This is a genomic window from Ensifer sp. YR511, from assembly GCF_900103045.1.
GTDB lineage: Bacteria > Pseudomonadota > Alphaproteobacteria > Rhizobiales > Rhizobiaceae > Ensifer > Ensifer adhaerens.
Map to the genome: position 1 here is coordinate 27697 of NZ_FNGR01000030.1, position 19932 is coordinate 47628.

The following is a 19932-nucleotide window of genomic DNA, read 5'->3' on the forward strand; positions in this document are numbered from 1 at the left end:
GTCTCGGGCACGGTGCGGGTATCCGTAGCTCCAATCGGACATAACGCTCTCCATAAGATGCGTCTGACGCCTGAACTCGGTGTGCGAGCCGCGATGGCTCATGTCTTTCGGTGATCCCCAACAGGGGGCATCGACATCCGGGAAGAATGCAAAAATCCGAAACGTGTGCGGTTTCCGCCAAAGCCGATCGATCGAAGTCGGCTAGCCCTCTTAGCGATTGCTAAATAATATGCGAGAGTCAGCAAATCGGCGAGGGATAAATGCACTTCTGCGCGAAGATGGCCCCTGTTTCGCGCATTTCGTGATCAATCACCGCGCGAAGGAAACATGGAGACGATCGCAAAATCGCTCGAAGGGTTTTTGCCGCTGAACTTGCTTGGCCGGCTTCACGGCTCTCACGGAGAGCGGCCGTCGGCGGTAGAGTTTCCGGCCGCCGTGATCTTTGTCGACGTCTCGCGCTACACGGCCCTCGTCGAGCAACTGGCGCGGCGCGGCAAGGAAGGGCTGGTGCAGATCCCGAAGCTGCTCGGTATTTCCTACGCGCGCTGCGCCGACCATGTCTGCGACCGGGGCGGCGAAGTCCTCCTCTTTGCGGGTGACTCGCTTCTGGCCTATTGGCCCGCCGACGAAACGGGTCTGGCGCGCGCGGTCAAGAGTGCGGCCGAGTGCGCCGAAGCGATCTGCAAGGAGAGCCGCAAGCAGCGAAATCCGGGTGCAGGCGAAATCGGACCTACCCTACATATCGGCATCGGCGCCGGGCAGCTCTGGGCGGCCGCCATCGGCGGCCAGCCGGTCTGGAACCTTGTGGCTGGGGGCGATGCCGTCGTTCAGGCCGCAAGTGCGCAGACACTTGCCCATCGCTGGGAAGTCGTTCTGTCACCAGAGGCGGCAAATGCCCTGACCGATGGCGAGGCAAATGCGCGCGCGCCCGCCGCTGCTCCAGCGCATCCGCACATCGCGCACGAATGGCTCGTCGCATTCCTGCCGATGCAGCTTCAGGAGTTGCTTGGCCCCTCGCCGACGATGATGGGCATCGAACCCGCATCCCCCAACGCCTTAGCCGAAGGCAATGTCCATCGCGATGCACGGCTGGACACGCTTGCGGAGATCAGACCAGTGTCCGTCATTTTCGTCCGAATAATCGGTCTGCAACATCAAGATGCCCAAGCGCTCGTCCGACACCAGAACCTCTGCGCAACGCTTCAGGCGATTTCGCACCGCTACGGCGGTCCTCCGGGCGAACTCCTCTTCGACGACAAGGGGCTCGTTTACCTCTGCGCTTTCGGGACACGCGGGACGTTTCACCGCGACGACCCGGCCCGCGCCGTGGATGCCGCCCGCGCCATCGGTCGCCATATCACGGAGATGGGGCTTGCCGTCTCGGTCGGCGTGGCGACGGGCGAGGCCCTGTTTCGAGTCGTCGGCAGCACGCGCCGCAGACAGCTGATGGTTCTCGGCACGCCGGTCAATCGCGCCGCGCGCCTCGTCACGACCGTCTCCAATGATGTGCTGTGCGATGCGCCGACCGAAAGGGCAAGCCGGGCGTCCTTCGATTTCGAGCAACGCGGAACCGTCCAGCTGGCGGGACTTGGCGACGTGGCGCCGGTCTTTCGGCCTCTTGAGCCGAAGTCGCGGGCCCTGTCTGCGGCAACGCTGATTGGCCGAGAGCGGGAACTCGCTTTCCTGCAGCATGCTTTCGAGGAGACGCGCGGCGGTTCGAGCCGTCTTGTCGTCATCCTGGGCGAACCCGGCATCGGCAAGAGCAGGCTGGCTGCCACCTTTACCGACAATCTTCACGCCGCGGGAGTGGCGATTGCCGTGACGCTCGCCGAACGGGACGACCGGCGAAGCTCGCTTCTGGCCTGGCGACGCGTTCTTGAAACGCTTTTGGGATTGCCCGCCGAAAGCGATGGCCTCGTCCTGCTCGAAAGCATTACCGCGCGCATCCGCACGGCGCCGTGGATCGCAGACCGCCTGCCCCTTCTTAACGACCTGCTGGCGATCGAGATCGAGCAGAACGAGGGAACGCGCCACCTGGAAGGTGCCCACCGCGCCGATGCGACCATGCGCCTCCTCGGCGATATCCTCGGCGTCTTGGCGCCACGGCCGTTCGCCCTCGTACTCGAAGACAGCCAGTGGCTGGATTCCGCCTCCTGGCGGCTGGTCGAATGGGTGCTCGGTTCTGTGCCTTCGCTGCTGCTCGTGCTCTGCGTGCGCTCCGAAGAGGTGCCTGAGGATCTGAAGCAATTGCGACGACGGGTCGAGGCGGCAGGCGAAGCCGGGACCGAGACAGAGGAGCCGGCCCGGCGCTACCGCATCCTCGAACTCGAAGAGCTCGACGACGGCACTGTTTGCGAACTCGTTTCGCGCACTCTTGGCGAGGTTCCGCCACAACAGGAACTCGCGCGCAGGGTCGCCGCCCTTGCCGGAGGCAATCCCTTCTTTGCCGAGGAGATCGCGCTGACGCTGAAGAGCGAAGGCTTGATCGCCGTGCGCGATGGCCTCTGGCGCTCGATCCGCCCCCTTGAGGACCTCCAGTATTTCGAGGGAGTCGAGCGCGTCATCCGAGAGCGAGTGGATCGCCTCGACTCGACATCGCAGGACGTGATCAAAGCGGCGGCCGTCATAGGACGCTCGTTCACCTTTGCCGAGCTGGAGGCATTGCTGAACGAAGAGCTGAATGCGGAAGGGCTCGGCTCCGCCGTCGAAAGGCTGGTCGATGCCCATCTGGTGCGCCGGCTCGGCCAAGCCGGAAGCTACGAATTCCGTCACGACCAGACGCGCGATGTGGTCTACGGATCGATGCCGGGCGACCTGCGCAGCCGCCTCCACGCATCGCTCGCCCACTGGCTGGAGCGCAGCCGCATTGAAGCAATGGGTGGAGATCTAGCGGTTCTCGTTCAGCATTTCGAGGCGGCGGACAACAAGGAGAAGGTCGTGAAATACGCGGACCTGGCGGCCGCGAGGGCTTTGCAGGTCGGCGCCTTCCGCGAGGTCGAGTTCTTTCTCGGCATTTGCATGGCGCACGAGCCGAAGCCGCAGGACTGGACGCCCGAACAGCGACTGCAGGCGGTTCGCTGGCGGCGCAAACTTGCCGAAGCGCACTACAGTCGCGGCGACATTCACGCGCAGGGCATTGCCGTCAGGAATGCGCTGAAAGCGGCCGGCCAACCGGTTCCCGTCTCTTCGTCTGCGACGCTAGTACGGCTTGCCGCTCGCAGCTTGCGGCTTGCGGCGCAGCAGATGCTGCCGGAAACAGCGAAGCTTGCCCGCCGCGAGGACCGGCTGTCCTGGGAGAGGGAAATGGCGCGGTGCCTGAACCAGGCAGCGCTGGTTGACTACTTCGAGCTGCGCTTCACCCGTGGAATGTGCAATCTCGTTGGCGCGGTGGCGCGCGCCGAACGGACCGGACGGACGATCGAAATGGCCGTCGCCGCCTCGCAGCTCGGCTGCGGCTTCGGGATGATGGGCTGGCGCTCCGGATGCCGCTATTTCATGGAAAGGGCGGAGCGGATCGCGACCGAGCTTTCAGACACCGCGATCCATGCGCATGTCTGCAATCTCGACGCGCTCTGGCAGCTCGGGCGCGGAGAATGGGCGGGGGTGGACGCAAGGCTGGAACAGGGCCAGCAGTTCTGCCTTCGAGCCGGCGACCAATTGCGGTGGTGCAATGCCCAGGGCATGCGCTTCTGGTCGCTCTATTACCGTGGCGAGCAGGCCGCGCTCGAACCAACGGCGACCGCCCTGCTCTCGCGCGCGCAGAATGCCGGCAATATCCAGCAGGAAATCTGGGCGTTGCGGTGCAAGGCGTTGTGCGTGCTTCACACGGATCAGCCGCGCGAGGCCGTCGACATTCTCCGGCTGATCGGCTCAGCGATGCTCGGGTCGGTCGATCTGGCCGCGCAGATCTCGGCGAAGGGTGCGCTGGCGCTGGCGCTCGCGCGCACGGGGCGGCATGCGGAGAGTGTCCAGGCGGCCGCCGAAACCTTGCAACTGGTCAAATTGATGCGCCGGCCTTCGTCCCACAGCACTTTGGTCGGCATCTCCGGCGCCGCCGAGGTTTTCCTGCGGGGCCGCGAGGCCGGCCTCGCACACGCTTACGACGAATGGCCGCGCTGGGAGGCCCAAGCGCTACGCGAACTCAAACGTTATGCCCGAGCCTTTCCGATCGGCGTGCCTCAACTCGCGCTGTGGTCGGGCGTATCGCTCTGGCTGGAGGGCAAGGAGGCCGGCGCAATGTCGGTGTGGAAGGATGGCATGGCGGCCGCGCAACACCTCAGTCTTCGGCGCGACCAGGCCATGATCGCCGCCGAGCTGCGTCGCAGGCGGGACCGGCTTTAGGGGCTAACTAATCGGCGCAACTCGCGAGACTATCGTTTCCAAGCCCGCCCAGCCGTTCGGTGAGAAGCGTTTTAAGGCCAGGCTGCCCGACAAGCGACGCCGCGAGGGATGCCGGCACCCAGCGCATCGCGCGCGCGCCCTTTTCCGGAAAGTCGGGCGCCATGGACACAACGGCGATCAGGTGAACCTGGACGTGATAGACGGCGGTCTTGCCGACCTTGCTGTAGGTGTAGCCGCCGATTTCGTCGTTTAACGCCGTTCCGATAACACCGGCCTCTTCGAACGCTTCCCGGACGGCAGCGCCAGGGGTGTCTTCACCATACTCCAGGTGCCCCTTGGGAATGCCCCAGAGCCCGGTGGTGCGGCCGCAAATGAGCAGCACCTCGAACCGGTCCCCGCCGCTTTCCTTGCGAATGCAGATCGCACCAGCCTGGTCGATGACGACCGGCTCTGCGTCGGAAGCGGCTATCGCGTCAGATGACAGACGTGACACAGCGGGTGTTTGCATCATCGCTCTCACGTTGAACTGACTGGAAGCCAAGGGAAGGTCAGGCGGCTATGTGACGGTTTTATGACGATTCATAGTGAAATTCAACAGCATGCTAATGCAATTGAAAGGCCGGCAAGATGGCCGGCCGCGGGGCAGTATTTTCAGCCTCGCCAAGCCTGATGACGGCCCACAAATCGCGGGCCGTCATCACATCAAAGCTTAATCAGAACGGCGAATCCGGGAAGTAGAAGTCCTTCGCATTGTCCTTGGTCACGAGCGTTGCATCGATCGTGTAGACGCCGCGCACCGGAACCTGGCCGTAGAAGTTGGCGACGGTCATTTCGAGCGCCGTGCCGACCATTGCCGGCGGATAGAGCACGTCGACCGGGATCATCTTGTCGCCGTCCATGACCTTCTTGATCATTTCCTTCGAGCCTGCGCCGGCGACGACATACTGGATGTCGGTGCGCTTGGCCTGCTCGATCGCCTGCAGCACGCCGACGGCCATGTCGTCGTCCTGGCACCAGACAACATCGATCTTCGGGTACTTGGTCAGGTAGTCCTGCATGACCTTGAAGGCATCGTCGCGGTTCCAGTTGCCGTACTGGCGGTCGAGAACCTTGACCTTCGAGCCTTCGATACCCTTGTCGAAGCCGTCCTGGCGCTGCTGGTCGATCGGGATCGGCAGGCCGCGGATGACGACGACTTCAGCTTCCGGCGTCGTTGCCTTGATGTACTCGCCAGCGACCTGGCCAAGCGCCGGATTGTTGCCGGCAACGTAGAGGTCACGCACCGAGTTGTCGTTGACACTCGGGGCACGGTCGACGAGAGCGACGAAGGTCCCCTTGCCCTTCACTTCCTTGATGGCGTTGACCAGTGGATCCGGATCGGTCGGCAGGATGACGAGCGCGTCGATGCCTTGCGTCTCAAGATCCTGCACGGCGTTGGCCTGGCTTGCCGGATCGGGTGAGGTCTTGACGATGACGTTCAGGCCGGGATTACGCTCCATCAGGATCTTGGCGACCCGTTCGGCATGGAACACCACGCCGGCCGTCCAGCCATGGTCGGCCGCCGGGATCGAGACGCCGATGGTTACTTTCTTTTCCTCTTGCGCGTGAGACACGCCGGCAAAGGCGGTCATCGCGGCAAGGGTCAGGCCGAATAGCTTCTTGTGCATTAAGTTCCTCCCAAATTTCAGGTCAGCCTGTTCAAGGCCGGGAGACCTGTAGGCCCGGCCGTCTCACGACTTCCGCACCAGCGAACGCTGGACGAGCATCGCAATGATGATGATCGCGCCCTGGATGGCACCGATCAGATATTCGCTGATGAAGTTGGAGAGCAGCATGATGTTGCCGACCAACTCGAGGATGAACGCGCCGCAGATCGTGCCCCAGACGCGCCCTGCGCCGCCCTTCAGCGCCGTGCCGCCGACGACGACGGCGGTGATCGCCTGCAGCTCCCACAAAATGCCCGTCGTGGCCGAGGTCGAGCCGAGGCGCGGCACATAGAGGAGAACAGCGACCGCAACGCAGAGCCCTTGAATGACGAAGGCGATGGTGCGCACGCGATTGACGGAGATGCCCGAATAGCGGGCAACGTCGCGGTTGGAACCGACAGCAACGACGTGGCGACCGTAGCGCGTGCGGTAGAGGACAAAGGCAGCAACAGCAGTCACCGCAAGGATGACGACGATCGGAACCGGCACGCCGGCGATCGTGCCGAAATAGGCTGGCCGGTACATTTCCTGCAGCTCAGGCTCCTTGAGCGTGATCGCTCCGCCCTGCGAGAGCCAGGTCGTCAGCCCGCGATAGATGCCCATGGTGCCGAGTGTCGCGATGAAGGGCTCGATCTTGCCGACGGTGGTGATCAGGCCGTTGGTGAGGCCGCAAAGCGCACCGGCGACGATGGCAAAGAGGATTGCCGCCAGGAGCATGAGAACCGGATCGGCAATGACGCCGGAGTTCATGAACAGGATCATCAGGCTGGCGATGAACGCGACCATGGCGCCCACGGAGAGGTCGAGATCTCCGGACGAAATCACGAAGGTCGCGCCAACCGCGATGATCGCAATGAAGGCGCTTCGGGTGGCGACATTGGCGAGGTTGGTGATGCTGATGAAATTGGGATTGACCAGCGCGCCGACCAAGAGAAGCAACGCCAGCGCAACGAATGGCGCCACTGCCCTCAGATCAATGTCACGCCAGCTGCGGCGGCGGATGGCTTCCTGGCTGCCTTCCTGGTTCACGCTCATGTCCAATCGAACCTCCCCCATCTGTCGGGAATCTTGTTGTTGTTGCCGTCGGCCGCGCCGCTGATGCGGCTCAAGCCGCCGTCTTTTTCTTCAGGCCTGCGGCGTAACGCATGATCTCCTGTTCGGAGATCTCGTCGCCTTCGAGAATGCCGGCGATATGGCCTTCCCGCATGACCGCGACGCGACTGCAAAGGCCAATGATCTCCGGCATCTCGGAGGAGACGACGATGATCGAGCGGCCATCCCGGGCGAGCGCCGAAATGAAGTGATAGATCTGCTGCTTGGTGCCGACGTCGATGCCCCGCGTCGGCTCATCGATGATGATGATGCTGGGGTCGGTTTCCATGACCTTGGCGAGAAGCAGCTTCTGCTGATTGCCGCCGGACATGCGCCCGGCTACGATCCTGTCGTCCCGCACGCGAATGTCGAAGCGACGCCGCGCCTTGACCAGGGCCGCCTCTTCGCTGCCGGGATCGAGATAGCCGAGGCGGCTGTGGCGGCCGAGCGATTGCAGCGTCAGGTTCGCCATCATGCCGGCATTGAGCAGGAGCCCCTTGGCCTTGCGGTCCTTGGTCATATAGGCAAGGCCAGCCTTGTTGGCCGCATGCACGTCGCCGGATGGCACCGGCTCGCCACGCACCAGCACCTCGCCGGCCGTGCGCGCGCGCAAGCCGACGATCGCCTCCATCAGCTCCGTCCGGCCTGAGCCGATCATGCCGGAAAAGCCGAGGACTTCGCCGCGGCGCACCTCGAAGCTCGCGTCGCGGACATAGCCGGTCGATACCGCATCGACGCGCAGAACCACGTCTTCGTCGACATCCGGCTCGTTCTTTGCGGGATAAAGGCTCGACAGTTCGCGCCCGACCATCAGCTGGGCGATCGCCTCGCCGTCGAGAATGGAGGTCGGCGACGTCTTGATCCACTGGCCGTCGCGCAGCACCGTCACGCGGTCGGTCAGTTCCATCACCTCGTCGAGCTTGTGCGACACGAAGACGAAGCTCGTTCCCTTGTCGCGCAGCTTGCGCACCAGCCGGAACAGGAAGTTCGTCTCCTCGCGCGACAGCACAGCCGTCGGCTCGTCCATGAACACGACGCGCGCATCGCGGCTGATGGCCTTGGCGATCTCGACCATCTGCTTTTCGGCAATCGAGAGCGATCCGATCATCGCGCTCTCATCGACATGCGAACCGAGGAGATCGAGCACACGACGGGTCTCGGCGCGCATGAACTTGCGGTCGAGCACGCCGAAACGGGTTACCTCGCGGCCGAGAAACAGGCTCTCGGTAACGGTCAGATGTTCGGCAAGATTGAATTCCTGGTGGATGATGACGATGCCGAGCGCTTCCGCAGCGCCATTGGCCGGCAGCTTCGTCGACTTCCCGTCAAGCAGGATCTCGCCCGATGTCGGCTGCTCGAAGCCCGACAGGATCTTCACCAGCGTGGATTTTCCAGCCCCGTTCTCGCCCATGAGCGCATGGATTTCGCCCTGGCGAAGCTCGAAATCGACGCTGAACAGGACCTGCACGCCGCTGAACGATTTGCTGATGCGGCGCGCCGACAGCACGACGGGAGCCCCGTCGACATGCTCCGTGGTCATTATCCCCTCCCTGCGGCCTCCACCGCTATTTCAATGATGTAAACCTTTACACTCGCCGATGTAAAGGTTTACATCGTGATTGCTCGACAATTTTTTTGGCTTCTTCGTTTGACCGTCGGGCGAACCTGTGTAACGTCCTCGCAGCAAATCCCGAGGCCAAGTGTGTCCAATTCCCAGCCCGCAACCATTGAAGACGTCGCACGGATCGCCGAAGTGTCGATCGCGACCGTATCGCGGGCCATTCACATGCCGGAAAAGGTAGCCAAATCGACGCGCCTCAAGGTAAACCAGGCGATCGCGATTACCGGCTACACGCCCAATGCGATGGCGCGCAGCCTGCGGCTCGGGCGGTCGAACATGATCCTCGTTGTCGCACCGGATATCGGTGATCCGAACTTTTCCAGCATTCTTGTGGGTCTCGAAAACGAAGCGCGCGCGCATGGTTACGGCGTCCTGATCGGCCATACGCAGAACGACGCCCAGCGTGGCCTGGAATATTTGAAGTTCTTCAATTCCAACCAGGCGGCGGGCATGATCCTGTTTACGGGCATCCTTCCCTTCGGCCATCAGACGCTAACGGCGCGGCTGCCGCCGACCGTCGGCGTTTTCGAGCCGGTCTTTAACGGCGGCATCCCCTATGTCGGGGTCGATGACGTCGAGGGCGCTCGCAAAGTCGTCGATCTCCTGATTTCCGATGGGCACCGGCGCATCGCCTTCATCGGCGATTCCAACACCCGCCTTGCCTATGGTCGCCGGCGACAGGGATATGAAGCGGGGCTTGCAGCGGCCGATATTGCCATCAATCGCCGTCTGATCATGGAAGGCGACGGCACGGTGGAAAGCGGCAGGCTGGCGCTCGAACAACTCTTCATGCGTGACGACCTGCCGACCGCCTTCATGTGCGTCAACGACCAGACCGCGCTTGGCGTGACGCTTGGCCTGCGCGCCCGCGGCTACGACATCCCTGACGATTTTTCCGTCACCGGCTTCGATGATGTCCCGCAGGCGAGTTTCATGACGCCTTCGCTGACGACCATCCGCCAGCCTCGAACCGCCATCGGCAAACACGCGATGGCGCTGCTTTTGGAGTTGCTTTCAGACCGCGCGCCCTCCGAAACCGAAATCCTGCTGCGGCCTGACCTCGTCATCCGCAACTCCGTTGGTCCCCCGCCGGCACGGCGATGACGCGACATTCGCAGCCCTTCTGGAAACTCCTGCCCGTGCTTGAACCTGTGACACGGTGATGGAACCGTTTGCTCTCAAGTCGGTTCTCCCACTGTGAAGTCAAAGGAGCAACGAAGATGGATCACACTGGTCACGTACGCCTTGCAGCCACGGAACTGACACCGGCGATTTTGGAAGGGGCAACGGTTTACGGAGCGGACGACGATAAGGTCGGCACGGTCGACCACGTCCACGGCGTCGGCACAGCGAGCACCGTCGTCATCGACGTCGGCGGGTTTTTGGGCATCGGCGCAAAACCCGTTGCCGTGCCGCTTGCCGATCTCGATTTCATGCGTGACGAAGACGGCGACGTCCACGCCGTGACGACGTGGACCAAGGATCAACTCAAGGAAATGCCCGAGCATTACGACTCGTAGCTTGTCCGACATAAAGGCCTGAGGCTTCCAGCACCCAGGCTCACATCGGGATTGCGGCGGCGGCCAAAACATATCCGGCCGCCGCATACGGCTGAACATCCCGTCTCGCTGCGCCATCACTCCTGGAGCGAATGCCAGCCATTCCCCATCACCCAAGGACTGCAGTTTCAGTTTCGGCCGGGATCGGCGCCACATCCTTCGCCCTTCGCGGCAAGCCTTGCCTGATGTTCCTTGCCCCAAGTCGACAGGACCGTGACCGCCTCGTTCAGGGTCTTGCCGAACTCCGTCACCGAATACTCGACCCTTTGAACGGCGGCCGGAAAAACCTCGCGGCGAACCAGACGATCGGCTTCCATTTCGCGAAGTTGTTGTGCCAGGACCTTTTCGCTGATCCCCGGCAGAAGACGTCGCAATTCGCCGAAGCGACGCGGTTCGATGTTGACCTCCCACAATATCAGGGTCTTCCATTTGCCGCCGATCGCGTTCAGCGCCGATGCGAAGCCACAATCGTCCTGCTGCAACCGTTTCACGCGCCCCGCTCCCTACTTTCGAGTTACCGCTTACTTTAAAGTGCGTAATTTACAGGCTCCGAAAACCGCTCCTATTAGACGGCAGCTTTCAACCGGAGTTGTCGTTCATGACCAATATAGGTGTTGCCGGCGGCGGGCGCATTGGCCCCGCGCGCGCCCGGATATTTCTGAAGCCTGGCACGTTTGCGGCAAGATATCTGTCGCGTGAACGCGCGGCCCTGGCCAGGTCCGTGCCATGACCACAAGCGATCGCCTGAAAGACAATGGACGGCCGCAGACCCTAGAGTGCGCCGGAAAGCGAACGGCAAGCTGTGCCTGCGGTGGCCTGAAGATTACCGTGAACGGACCCCCTGCCCGTGTCTACGCCTGCGCCTGTCTGGAATGCCAACGCGCAACGGGATCGGGCTTCGGCTATCGCGCCCGATTTTCCAGAGCGTCCGTCATCGGCATCGAAGGGGAACGCCGGGTGTGGCGACGCGGCAGCGACGCCGGCCCCTGGGTGGACCAGACCTTCTGCCCGAAATGCGGAACGCTGGTCTACATGGAGGCGGAGGCGCTGACGGACGCGGTCATGATCTCCGCGGGCTGCTTTGCCGACCCGGACTTCCCGCCGCCCGCCGCCGTGTTCTGGGCCTCGCGCCGACATACCTGGTACGACCTGACGGAAGGCATCGAGACATTTGGATAGGTGGCCGATTTCCCCTCAGACGCAACATGTCGCAATCCACCGCGGCGAGGGCCACGGCGCAACATTAGGGAGCTTGTCCGCTCATCGTGTCTCGGTATCCGCCCGTCGGGCCACGAGGCCCAGGTCCTTGGCCCCGAGCCTGCCGATGGCCGACAGGATGCGGTAGCCTCCGACGACGGTCTCCCGCTCAGCGGTGGCGAGCTTCACCTGCGCCTTCACCACGTCGGCCTGGGCTTCCAGTACGTTGAGTAGCGTGCGCTGGCCGATCGCTTGTTCTGCCATCATGCCGTCCTTGGCCATTTTTGCCGCCTTGACGGCGGCCCGGTTGGCGGACGCGGTTGCGAGCGCTCCCTGGTATTGCGCCCAGGCAGAGGCCGCCTTCGACTGAACTTCGGCGTGCTGAACGTCGACGGTGAAGTTCGATTTCCCGAGGTCCTCCTTCGAGCGCCGTACCTCGGCCGCCGCCTTTCCTCCCTGATAGATGGGTACCTTGAGCTCGTTGCCCGCCTTTTGCTCCGTCGCCGATCCGTCGAACGCCATTGCGTCGATCGCGCTCACGCGCTCACCTCTGCCAATCCCGATCGCCCCCTTCACGGTCGGCAGGAGCTTTCCCTCGCTGACGGCAACATTGAACATGGCGCCTTCGGCGAGGTGCCGTTTCGCCAGAAGAGCGGGATGCTGCTTGGCGGCAATCGCCAGCGCCTTATCGATGTTGGCGGGCAGCATTTTCACGGGAACTTTTCCACCGGTTAAATTGCCCGGTTCGTCGCCGATGACCTGCCTGTAGGTCGCTTGGGCACGCTTGGCTTCGGCATGGGCGAGGCTCAGTTCCGCCTGCGCCGCAGCGCGGCGCGCCTCGGCCTGAGCGATGTTTGTTCGGGTCCGTTCGCCTGCTTGGTGGCGGGCGATCTCGGATCGCGTGAGCTCCTTGAGGAAATCCAGATCCTGTTTGCGTAGCACGACGATGCGGCGCGTCAGCACCACGTCCATATATGCCTCGGTCGCCTCGAACAGGATGTTCTGCTCGGTGTTGCGGGTGTTTTCCTCGGCGGCGCGCTGTCGCGCCTTATTGACCTCGACATTGTTGGTCGTCTGCAGGCCGTCGAAGAGGGTCTGATCGAGAACGATACCAAACGTGCCGCGATTGGTCGCCGCACTGGAATTGTACCCGATCCCGCTGCGCCAGGTGATTTTCGGATGCATCGCCGACCGTGCGATGTCGATGTCGTACGCGCTCGCGCGCACTCCGGCCCGCGCTGCATTGAGCGTCGGGTTGTTGTGGTAGGCCTTCGCCAAGGCACTTGAAAGCGGCTCGGCATGAGCCTCAGCCATGGCAATCGGAGCAATCATTGCAACCAGGGTCACCAGTATTCGTTTCATCGAACAGGAATCTCCGTTGGGAACCCGGATGGCTCGCAAGCGAGATAATCCGGATCGAGGGCACGGAGACGCTCGGCGGACGGCGTCAAGGGACGGCCAACGGCCGAACAGCACTTGGCCGGCGCCATGGCAGAAGTACAGCGGCCCAAATTTGGTACCGATGGATCCGCCGTCACGAAAAAAGTCGTGCCGTCGCGAATCCTTTTCCGGGTTCCGCGCCTCTTGTGACTGAGACGATGGGTCTCGGTTTGCACCGGAGGTGTTGCATGGCATTTTTTCGCAAGAATATAGGTAAGGGGCAGCAGATCGTGCGGATTGGCCTTGGGGTTGGCGCGGCTGTGATGGCATACAGTTTCCTGAGCGGGTGGATCGCCCTCTTGGTGGGCGTATCGGCCCTCACCTTCGTCCTCACCGGCCTCATCGGCTATTGCCCGGCCTGCGCCGTTGCCGGGATCCATGATCGGATCAAGCCATGAACACAAAGGCGGTGACGACTGAAACTTTCGAAGCCGCCCGCCACGGCGATCGCAATGCGATCGTCCGGCTGCTCGAGCGTGCGCAGCCGGATATTCGCCGATATGCCCGAGCAACCTGCCGGACCGCCGATGTCGACGATGCGACACAAGAAACGCTTTGGCTTCTGTCGCGCCATGTCGGCGCGATCCGGGCACTCGCGACCCTGTCGAACTGGTTGTTCAGCGTGGTGCGGCGGGAGTGCCTGAGGCTCGCCCGACGTACCGGCATGATCGCCGCCGTAGACGAGGACGCACTTGAAACAAGTCTGGTGCAGCGGCCCGAACATGTGTTGCGGCTTGATCTGGCAGCGGCCTTCGAGGCTCTGCCGCCGCACTATCGCGACGTGGCTCTGATGCGCGACCTCCAGGAGATGACGATCGACGAGATCGCCGCGGCTCTCGATCTTTCGCGACAGGCAGTGAAAGCGCGGCTGCACCGTGCACGCCTGCTGTTGCGCGAATATTTGGCGGAGTGAGCGAGCCGAAGAGATTGTGCGCGAGCGGCTTCAAGGAACAATGGCGCGGCTATCACGAAAACGCGGATTCCTTCGCAGTTTTCGGAAACGCCAGATCGACGACCAAACCGCCGTTCGCTGCTTCTCCGAGCGCCACGGAGCCGTTGTGTGCCGTCATAATCTGGGCAACGATGGCCAGTCCCATGCCTGTTCCCTCACTCGCGCTGGTATTGCCCCGCACAAACGGCCTCAGCATTTTCTCGCGCTCCGCGGCCGGGATTCCTGGGCCCTCATCGCTGACCCGCACGATCCGGGCTTGCAGAACCTCGACTACAAGCACTTCCGTTCCGCGTGCGTGTCGCATCGCATTGATGATCAAGTTGTCCAAGGCCAGGCGAATGGCCGGTTCGGAACCGGGGACAATGACCCGCCCCTCTGCTTTGAACTCGATGTCCATGCCCTGCTTCATCACGGATGGCACATGCTCGGCAATGGCCGCGCGCGCGATGGCTGCGAGATCTACCTTGGTGAAGGTCAGCGCCTGGCCTGACAAACGCGCCAACTGCAACGATGTCGTGACGATTGATGCAAGCCGCGCCGTGTCGCGAACAAGGATCTCCCGCACGTCCGGGTCCTGAACAAGGTCGAGCTTCAACCGCAATTTGGTCAGCGGCGTCCGCAATTCGTGGGATGCGTTGGCAAGAAAGTTTCGCTGCGCTTCGAACGCGTTGTCGATACAACCGAGCGCCGTGTTGAACGCGGCAACCATCGGCTTCAGTTCTATCGGAGTGTCGCGATCCGATATCCGGCGACCATTGGGAAGCCCGTCGATCTGCTCGGCTGAATCGACAACCCTTCTTACAGGGGTTGCGATCGTGCGCTTGACAGCAACGACAGCGATCGTGGCCGTGGCAACAAGAACAATACCCAGAAGATGGTAAAGCCCCTGCGGCCAAATTTCGCGCAGGACCACGAGCAGCGTTTCAGCATTCGAAAATGTCACTCCGCCGACCACAACCAGTTTGGGTGGATCCTCCGCGTTCAGTTTTCGGAGCCCGAGAAACTGCTGCTGGCCCGCCATGTAAGAAAACTCAGAGGAGAATACCTGGGGAGAGGTCGTATCGATGATGTGTTGGACCGATGCCGGCACGGCACCGTGTATGATGGCTTGGGTTCCGTCACTGACAAAGTACCAGAATTCGGACTGCTCTTCGGAAAGCCTGATAATCTTTTCCGCAATTACGCCTTCGACCTCGAGCACAAACTTGCCGGTGTGATCGTAGCTCACACCATCCTGGAGAAGTTCGACGACACTTTCGACTGCGATTTTTTTCCTGCTCTGCCCATCCGTCAACAGGAACACCGCGACGGTGAGGACGGTGCTGATCACCATCATCAGCGCCATGCCCAAGATGAGCACAATGGCCACCGGAAACGCGATTGAATTCGGACGCCTCATTACTCTTGCACCAGCATGTAGCCGATGCCGCGAATGGTCCGGATCGTTGCGCTGCAATTGCCCTCGCGCAGACGCTTGCGTAGCCGCGAGACATGGGAATCGAGCACGTTGGACTCGATCTCCTCGTCGATATTATAGACGGCAGCTTCAAGATTGTCGCGCTGCACGACGCGCCCTGCCCGCCGGATCAACGCTTCCAGAACGGCGAGTTCGCGTCTCGGAACGCTCAGCGCGTTCGCACCGATCATGGCGGATCGATTGATGAGATCAAACGATAGATTGCCGAATTGCGTGCAGCCGGTCTCGTCCAGGCTGTAGCGACGAAGAACCGCGCGCGCCCGTGCAATAAGCTCCATGGGCTCGAATGGTTTGCCGACATATTCGTCTGCGCCCTTGTCGAGCGCAGACACGATATCGGTCGGATCGTCCAATGCCGTCAGAACGAGCGTTGCCGGCCTCGGGCGGAGTTGCCGCAGCGTCGGCAGCAGCGACAGGCCGTCACCATCAGGTAGGTTGCGGTCGATGACCACGAGATCGAACTTGAAGGCAAGCAGTGCCGCCTCGGCATCCGCAAGCGTTTCGAATACATCCGCAACGCCGATCGCGGCTTCCAGCATGGTCTTGAGCGAAGACGCCAGCTCACGATCATCTTCTACGATCAGAATTCGCATGTTGCCTGCCAGTGTCGACTAGAATTGAGTTTTGAAGATGCGAATATTCATGAAGGAAACAAAAGAGGATTCTAAACAACGCGACGTAAGTCAGGTCGCAATCATCCTAATCGAAACAGCCCTCGCTAAAACATCCGTCATCCCTGCGGAATTACTCGTAAGAATACACGGGAGGATCGTAATCGCGTCCTCTACGGCGTTCATCGGACATATCAAGACGTTGTACGCAATTAGCATAAGCATCGGTTCCCGGCACGAATCCGTACTCGGCACAACGGTTTCTGTATTCTACCGTTTCGCATCCCGCCAGCACGATCAGCAGGCCCGCTGCAATGAAAAGACGCATAAAATGACCTCGGTTTATTTCTCGTTTTGTCGATACCTGGATCCCATTGCCACCTTGCGACAATGTTACGAGACACAAGCGTAGTCCGCCTCAGCGGCTGCCAATGGAAGGGATTGTTTTTTCGGCAGAAACGGCTGTTCCGGTTGCCGCGACGGCGAGCTTGCCTCCCCTGTCCGTCCAGGACGGCGGCGCTCCGATGGAGGCGCCGATCATGCCGACCACACCCGGCGCACGCCCGAAGTCCTCACAGATCGCAGAACCGGGTTTCCCACCAAGCGACGTGCGAATGTCATAAACGGACGGCAAGTACAGATCGAAATCTCCAGGTTCTTTGCCGGCGACGACCATTCTTGAGAAATCCTTGCCGAAAGCCGCGGCCAGGTCATAGGCGTCACCAACCTGCGAAACGCGCGCTTCACTCGTAAACGAGTTCGCGCCCTTCGACCAAACGATCGCCGCCGTTTGTTTGCCGGTTCGATCGACGGCCTCCGCTTCGACGGCCAGCCCGCCGAGCCCGAAGGGCAGTCGTGGTATGCCGACCGGCAAGGCAAGCGAACTGCCGATGGAAATCGCCTTGGCGGCACCAGCGACGGACGGCTCGGTCGGGACAATGTCCGTAACAACCGTTCGGACCGTCAGATCTGCGGGCGTACCGAACGGGACGATCCGATATTTTTCGCTCATGGTGATGCAGATCGCGCGGTCAATCGCGTTCGTTACCAGCAGGCGGTCCTTCTGCTTCTCGACACGCTGCAGAGCAGGCGGGGTCAGAGACGTCGGCGCGATGCTCACCGTTTTGACGTCCTTCAGGCCATCCTTGCTGAAATAGACTCTCTTCTTCTCGAACTTCCCCTTCGGAGCACTGAGGTTGCTGTAGGAGGTAAGCGTTCCTGCTTCCTTCAAGGGAACGGTCGTACATCCCCCAAGAGTGAGCATGATCGGCACTATTCTTGCGATTCCCCGACCCCCTGCCACGCCCCTTCTATGGCTGTTCGTCTTCTCATTGCATGTCATTCGCCCAGAACCCTCGTTGTCAAAGACGAGCGCCGATTGGGGTCCTGCACCTTGTGAAAACATTACGAATTCAGCTCAAACGCGCTGACTACCATTTGAATTCAATATCCGGGAAAAATCAGGTCTCTTGCAGCGTAATGTTCCTGCAAAAGAACAATAGGACAAGGATGTACGGTGATTTTACTCGGAGCACATTGATGTACCTTTTTATGTTTTTTAGCGCGATAATCGTATTCAGCATTCTGTTCCTGAGCGCATACTCCATTTACTCGCAGCTCAGCGACGCCAACGATATTTTATAGGCTTGTACGTCTGCGCTGAGCGCGGGAAACAAAAAAGGTCGACAAAAGAGTGCTTTGTCGACCTTTCCTCAAGTACCCGCGCATCGGCCGAGCAGACTACTTTCTGGTGGCACTTGCCGGTGGCTGCGTGGCCGCCTTCAACCCACCTTCCTGCAAATCCGCCTCATCGGCCAGAATGGCGGTCGCCTCAGCAAGCAGAACGTCCTTTGCGTTCTTGCGGGCGTTTTCCATTGCGATATCGGCACTCAGGCTGCGTTCGTCCGCATTCAATCCATCGTCCTCACCGGTATCCTCGCCATCGCTTCCCTGAGCTCGAGCCTTAAGACGATTTTCGCGATCCTTCATTTCCTTGCGACGTTCGGCTTCGTTGAGGGAGACAACGCCTTTTTCGCGTTGCGCCTTGATGTCGGCGATGTCTTCGAGGAGGCGCTGGAAATCGGGGTCGCTTGCAATGCGCGCATTATGGCGGTCCTGCAGTGCCGGCAGCAGCGCCGTGACGGTATCGGCCGGCATATAATCCGCAGGCTTGATCTCTGACCACGGCAGGGCGTTATCATAGCTCGTTTCGCCAAAGCGCGTCGGGTCGGAAAGCCCCGGCAGACTGATATCGGGCGTTACGCCATGCAGCTGCGTAGTGCCGCCATTGACCCGGAAGAACTGGGCGATCGTCACCTTGAGTTCGCCAAACGCAGGCTTGCTGTTGCGGACCATCTGGTCGAGGTCGACGACGGTTTGAACCGTGCCCTTGCCGAAGCTGGGCTCGCCGATGACGACACCGCGGCCGTAGTCCTGGATGGCCGCAGCAAAAATCTCAGAGGCCGAAGCCGAGCCGCGATTGATCAAAACACCGACGGGTCCTGACCAGAGAGGCTCAGGAAACTCCGAGCTTGTCACCACGACCTTGCCGTCGCCACTGCGTTGCTGAACGACCGGTCCGGAGCCGATGAACAGGCCGGTCAGGGCAATCGCCTGGTCCAGCGAACCGCCGCCATTGTTGCGAACGTCGATCAGAACGCTGTCGACCTGTTCCTGCTTCAGCTCTTCGAGAAGCTTTGCGACGTCGCGGCTCGCGCTGCGATAATCCTGCTCTCTTTTGCGCCGGGCTTCGAAATCCTCATAGAAGGCCGGAAGAGTGATCACCCCGATCTTGCGGGTGGTATCGCCCGCCTTCACAGACAGAACGCTCTTCTGCGCCGCCTGCTTTTCGAGGCTGATCTTGTCGCGCACGAGGGTGACGATGCGATGGGCGGCGTCTGCTCCCGCATCGGCCGGCAGAACGTCGAGGCGCACGACCGACCCCTTCTTCCCGCGGATCAACTGCACGACTTCATCGATGCGCGTGCCGACCACTTCCTTTATCGGGCCGTCGTGACCCTGCCCAACGCCGGTGATGCGGTCTCCGACCGCAAGCTTGCCGGACAGCTGCGCCGGCCCACCAGGCACGAGCTCGCGGATCGTCGTGTAGTCGTCGCGCTCCTGCAGCACCGCGCCGATTCCAACCAGCGAGAGCTTCATGGCGATATCGAAGTCGGCCGAAGCCCGGGCGCCAAAGTAATCCGTGTGCGGATCGACCGACGTCGTGTAGGCGTTCATGAACGACTGGAAGACGTCGTCACTCTTGTACTTGGAGGCACGCTCGAGCGCGTTTGCATAGCGCTTGTCGAGCGTTTCGCGAATGGCCGCATCAGTCTTGCCACTGAGCTTCAAGCGTAGCCAGTCGCTTTTCACACGCTTGCGCCACAGCTCGTTGCTCTCGGCTTCCGACTGCGGCCAGGGCGCCTTCTCGCGCGACAGGGAATAATCTTCCTGCTTCGTGAAATCGAAGTCCTGCTTCAGCAGTTCGCGCGCGTAGTTCATGCGGTCGACGACACGCTTTCCATAGACGTTGAAGATCGCAAACGGGATCTTCAGGTCCTTCTTCTTGATGGCGTCGTCGATCTCGTTGCGGTCAGGTTTGAAACTGTCGATGTCGGCCTGCAGGAAGAGCCCACGATCCGGATCGAGGGACTCGATGAAGCTGTCCATGATCTTGGCCGACAAGGCGTCATCTAGCGGAACGGGCTTGTAGCTGTAGCGCGTCAGAAATTTTGCGCTCAACTGTGCGGCCTGTGCCTGCTGCTTCAGCGGCTCCAGAACAGGAGGCGAGGCAACGTCGGCATAGGCGGACGGCGCGATTGCAAGAAATGCACCAAGGAAGACGTATGAAATGCGCATTCAGCGTTGACCCAATTCTTAATGCCGAGTGTCGAAGAGGGATCTAGGTGAAGCAATTATGGCTTTTTGGCAACCGGA

The 19932-nt window shown here is 61.3% G+C and carries 16 protein-coding genes; 6 read left to right on the forward strand and 10 right to left on the reverse strand.

The features are described 5' to 3' along the window. The first annotated feature begins 327 nt into the window (after positions 1–327). Positions 328–4341 (forward strand): AAA family ATPase, encoded by a 4014-nt coding sequence (locus BLU15_RS31070; protein WP_090300730.1) that lies wholly within the window; start codon positions 328–330, stop codon positions 4339–4341. A 7-nt stretch (positions 4342–4348) separates the two neighbouring features. Here BLU15_RS31070 and BLU15_RS31075 read toward each other — a convergent pair whose 3' ends face one another. From BLU15_RS31075 to BLU15_RS31090, 4 genes are all read right to left on the reverse strand, one after another. Beyond that, a complete protein-coding gene (locus tag BLU15_RS31075; protein WP_090300732.1) occupies positions 4349–4849 on the reverse strand; it encodes an NUDIX hydrolase in 501 nt (166 codons plus the stop codon). Between the two features lie 205 nt (positions 4850–5054). Beyond that, positions 5055–6008 (reverse strand): substrate-binding domain-containing protein, encoded by a 954-nt coding sequence (locus BLU15_RS31080; protein WP_034798145.1) that lies wholly within the window; start codon positions 6006–6008, stop codon positions 5055–5057. Positions 6009–6071: 63 nt separating this feature from the next. Next, complete coding sequence (locus BLU15_RS31085; protein ID WP_034798144.1) at positions 6072–7082, reverse strand: ABC transporter permease; 1011 nt, start codon at positions 7080–7082, stop codon at positions 6072–6074. A 70-nt stretch (positions 7083–7152) separates the two neighbouring features. Next, positions 7153–8679, reverse strand: coding sequence for a sugar ABC transporter ATP-binding protein (locus BLU15_RS31090; RefSeq protein ID WP_034798142.1), 1527 nt, complete (start codon positions 8677–8679; stop codon positions 7153–7155). A 162-nt stretch (positions 8680–8841) separates the two neighbouring features. On the opposite strand from BLU15_RS31090, the gene BLU15_RS31095 reads away from it, so the two are divergent. Beyond that, positions 8842–9864 carry a LacI family DNA-binding transcriptional regulator gene (locus tag BLU15_RS31095; protein ID WP_090300734.1) on the forward strand — a complete coding sequence of 341 codons (1023 nt, stop codon included), beginning with the start codon at positions 8842–8844 and terminating at the stop codon, positions 9862–9864. Between the two features lie 116 nt (positions 9865–9980). Beyond that, a complete protein-coding gene (locus BLU15_RS31100) occupies positions 9981–10280 on the forward strand; it encodes a PRC-barrel domain-containing protein (RefSeq protein WP_034798138.1) in 300 nt (99 codons plus the stop codon). Between the two features lie 167 nt (positions 10281–10447). Here the strand turns inward: BLU15_RS31100 and BLU15_RS31105 are convergent, their stop codons facing one another. Further along, positions 10448–10810, reverse strand: coding sequence for a winged helix-turn-helix transcriptional regulator (locus BLU15_RS31105; RefSeq protein ID WP_034798136.1), 363 nt, complete (start codon positions 10808–10810; stop codon positions 10448–10450). Positions 10811–11147: 337 nt separating this feature from the next. Between BLU15_RS31105 and BLU15_RS31110 the strand changes: the two genes are divergently transcribed. Continuing rightward, positions 11148–11498, forward strand: coding sequence for a GFA family protein (locus tag BLU15_RS31110; RefSeq protein ID WP_244546865.1), 351 nt, complete (start codon positions 11148–11150; stop codon positions 11496–11498). Between the two features lie 81 nt (positions 11499–11579). Here the strand turns inward: BLU15_RS31110 and BLU15_RS31115 are convergent, their stop codons facing one another. Then, on the reverse strand, positions 11580–13226 hold the full coding sequence (locus BLU15_RS31115) for a TolC family outer membrane protein (RefSeq protein ID WP_089045805.1): 1647 nt from the start codon (positions 13224–13226) through the stop codon (positions 11580–11582). On the opposite strand from BLU15_RS31115, the gene BLU15_RS31120 reads away from it, so the two are divergent. After that, the gene (locus BLU15_RS31120; RefSeq protein ID WP_034798134.1) at positions 13145–13354 is read left to right on the forward strand and encodes a YgaP family membrane protein; all 210 of its coding nucleotides are present in this window, start codon (positions 13145–13147) and stop codon (positions 13352–13354) included. The genes BLU15_RS31115 and BLU15_RS31120 overlap by 82 nt on opposite strands. Continuing rightward, the gene (locus BLU15_RS31125; protein ID WP_090300737.1) at positions 13351–13869 is read left to right on the forward strand and encodes an RNA polymerase sigma factor; all 519 of its coding nucleotides are present in this window, start codon (positions 13351–13353) and stop codon (positions 13867–13869) included. The genes BLU15_RS31120 and BLU15_RS31125 overlap by 4 nt, the downstream gene beginning before the upstream one ends. Positions 13870–13921: 52 nt before the next feature. Here BLU15_RS31125 and BLU15_RS31130 read toward each other — a convergent pair whose 3' ends face one another. The 4 genes from BLU15_RS31130 to BLU15_RS31150 form a co-directional block, all read right to left on the reverse strand. Then, positions 13922–15307, reverse strand: coding sequence for a sensor histidine kinase (locus tag BLU15_RS31130; RefSeq protein WP_090300739.1), 1386 nt, complete (start codon positions 15305–15307; stop codon positions 13922–13924). Next, entirely contained in the window at positions 15307–15978 is a 672-nt protein-coding gene (locus tag BLU15_RS31135) for a response regulator transcription factor (RefSeq protein WP_034798131.1), read from the reverse strand. The genes BLU15_RS31130 and BLU15_RS31135 overlap by 1 nt, the downstream gene beginning before the upstream one ends. A gap of 436 nt (positions 15979–16414) precedes the next feature. Then, positions 16415–17338, reverse strand: coding sequence for a DUF3313 domain-containing protein (locus BLU15_RS31145; RefSeq protein ID WP_090300743.1), 924 nt, complete (start codon positions 17336–17338; stop codon positions 16415–16417). Between the two features lie 398 nt (positions 17339–17736). Next, a complete protein-coding gene (locus tag BLU15_RS31150; RefSeq protein ID WP_034798128.1) occupies positions 17737–19854 on the reverse strand; it encodes a carboxy terminal-processing peptidase in 2118 nt (705 codons plus the stop codon). Positions 19855–19932: the final 78 nt, after the last annotated feature.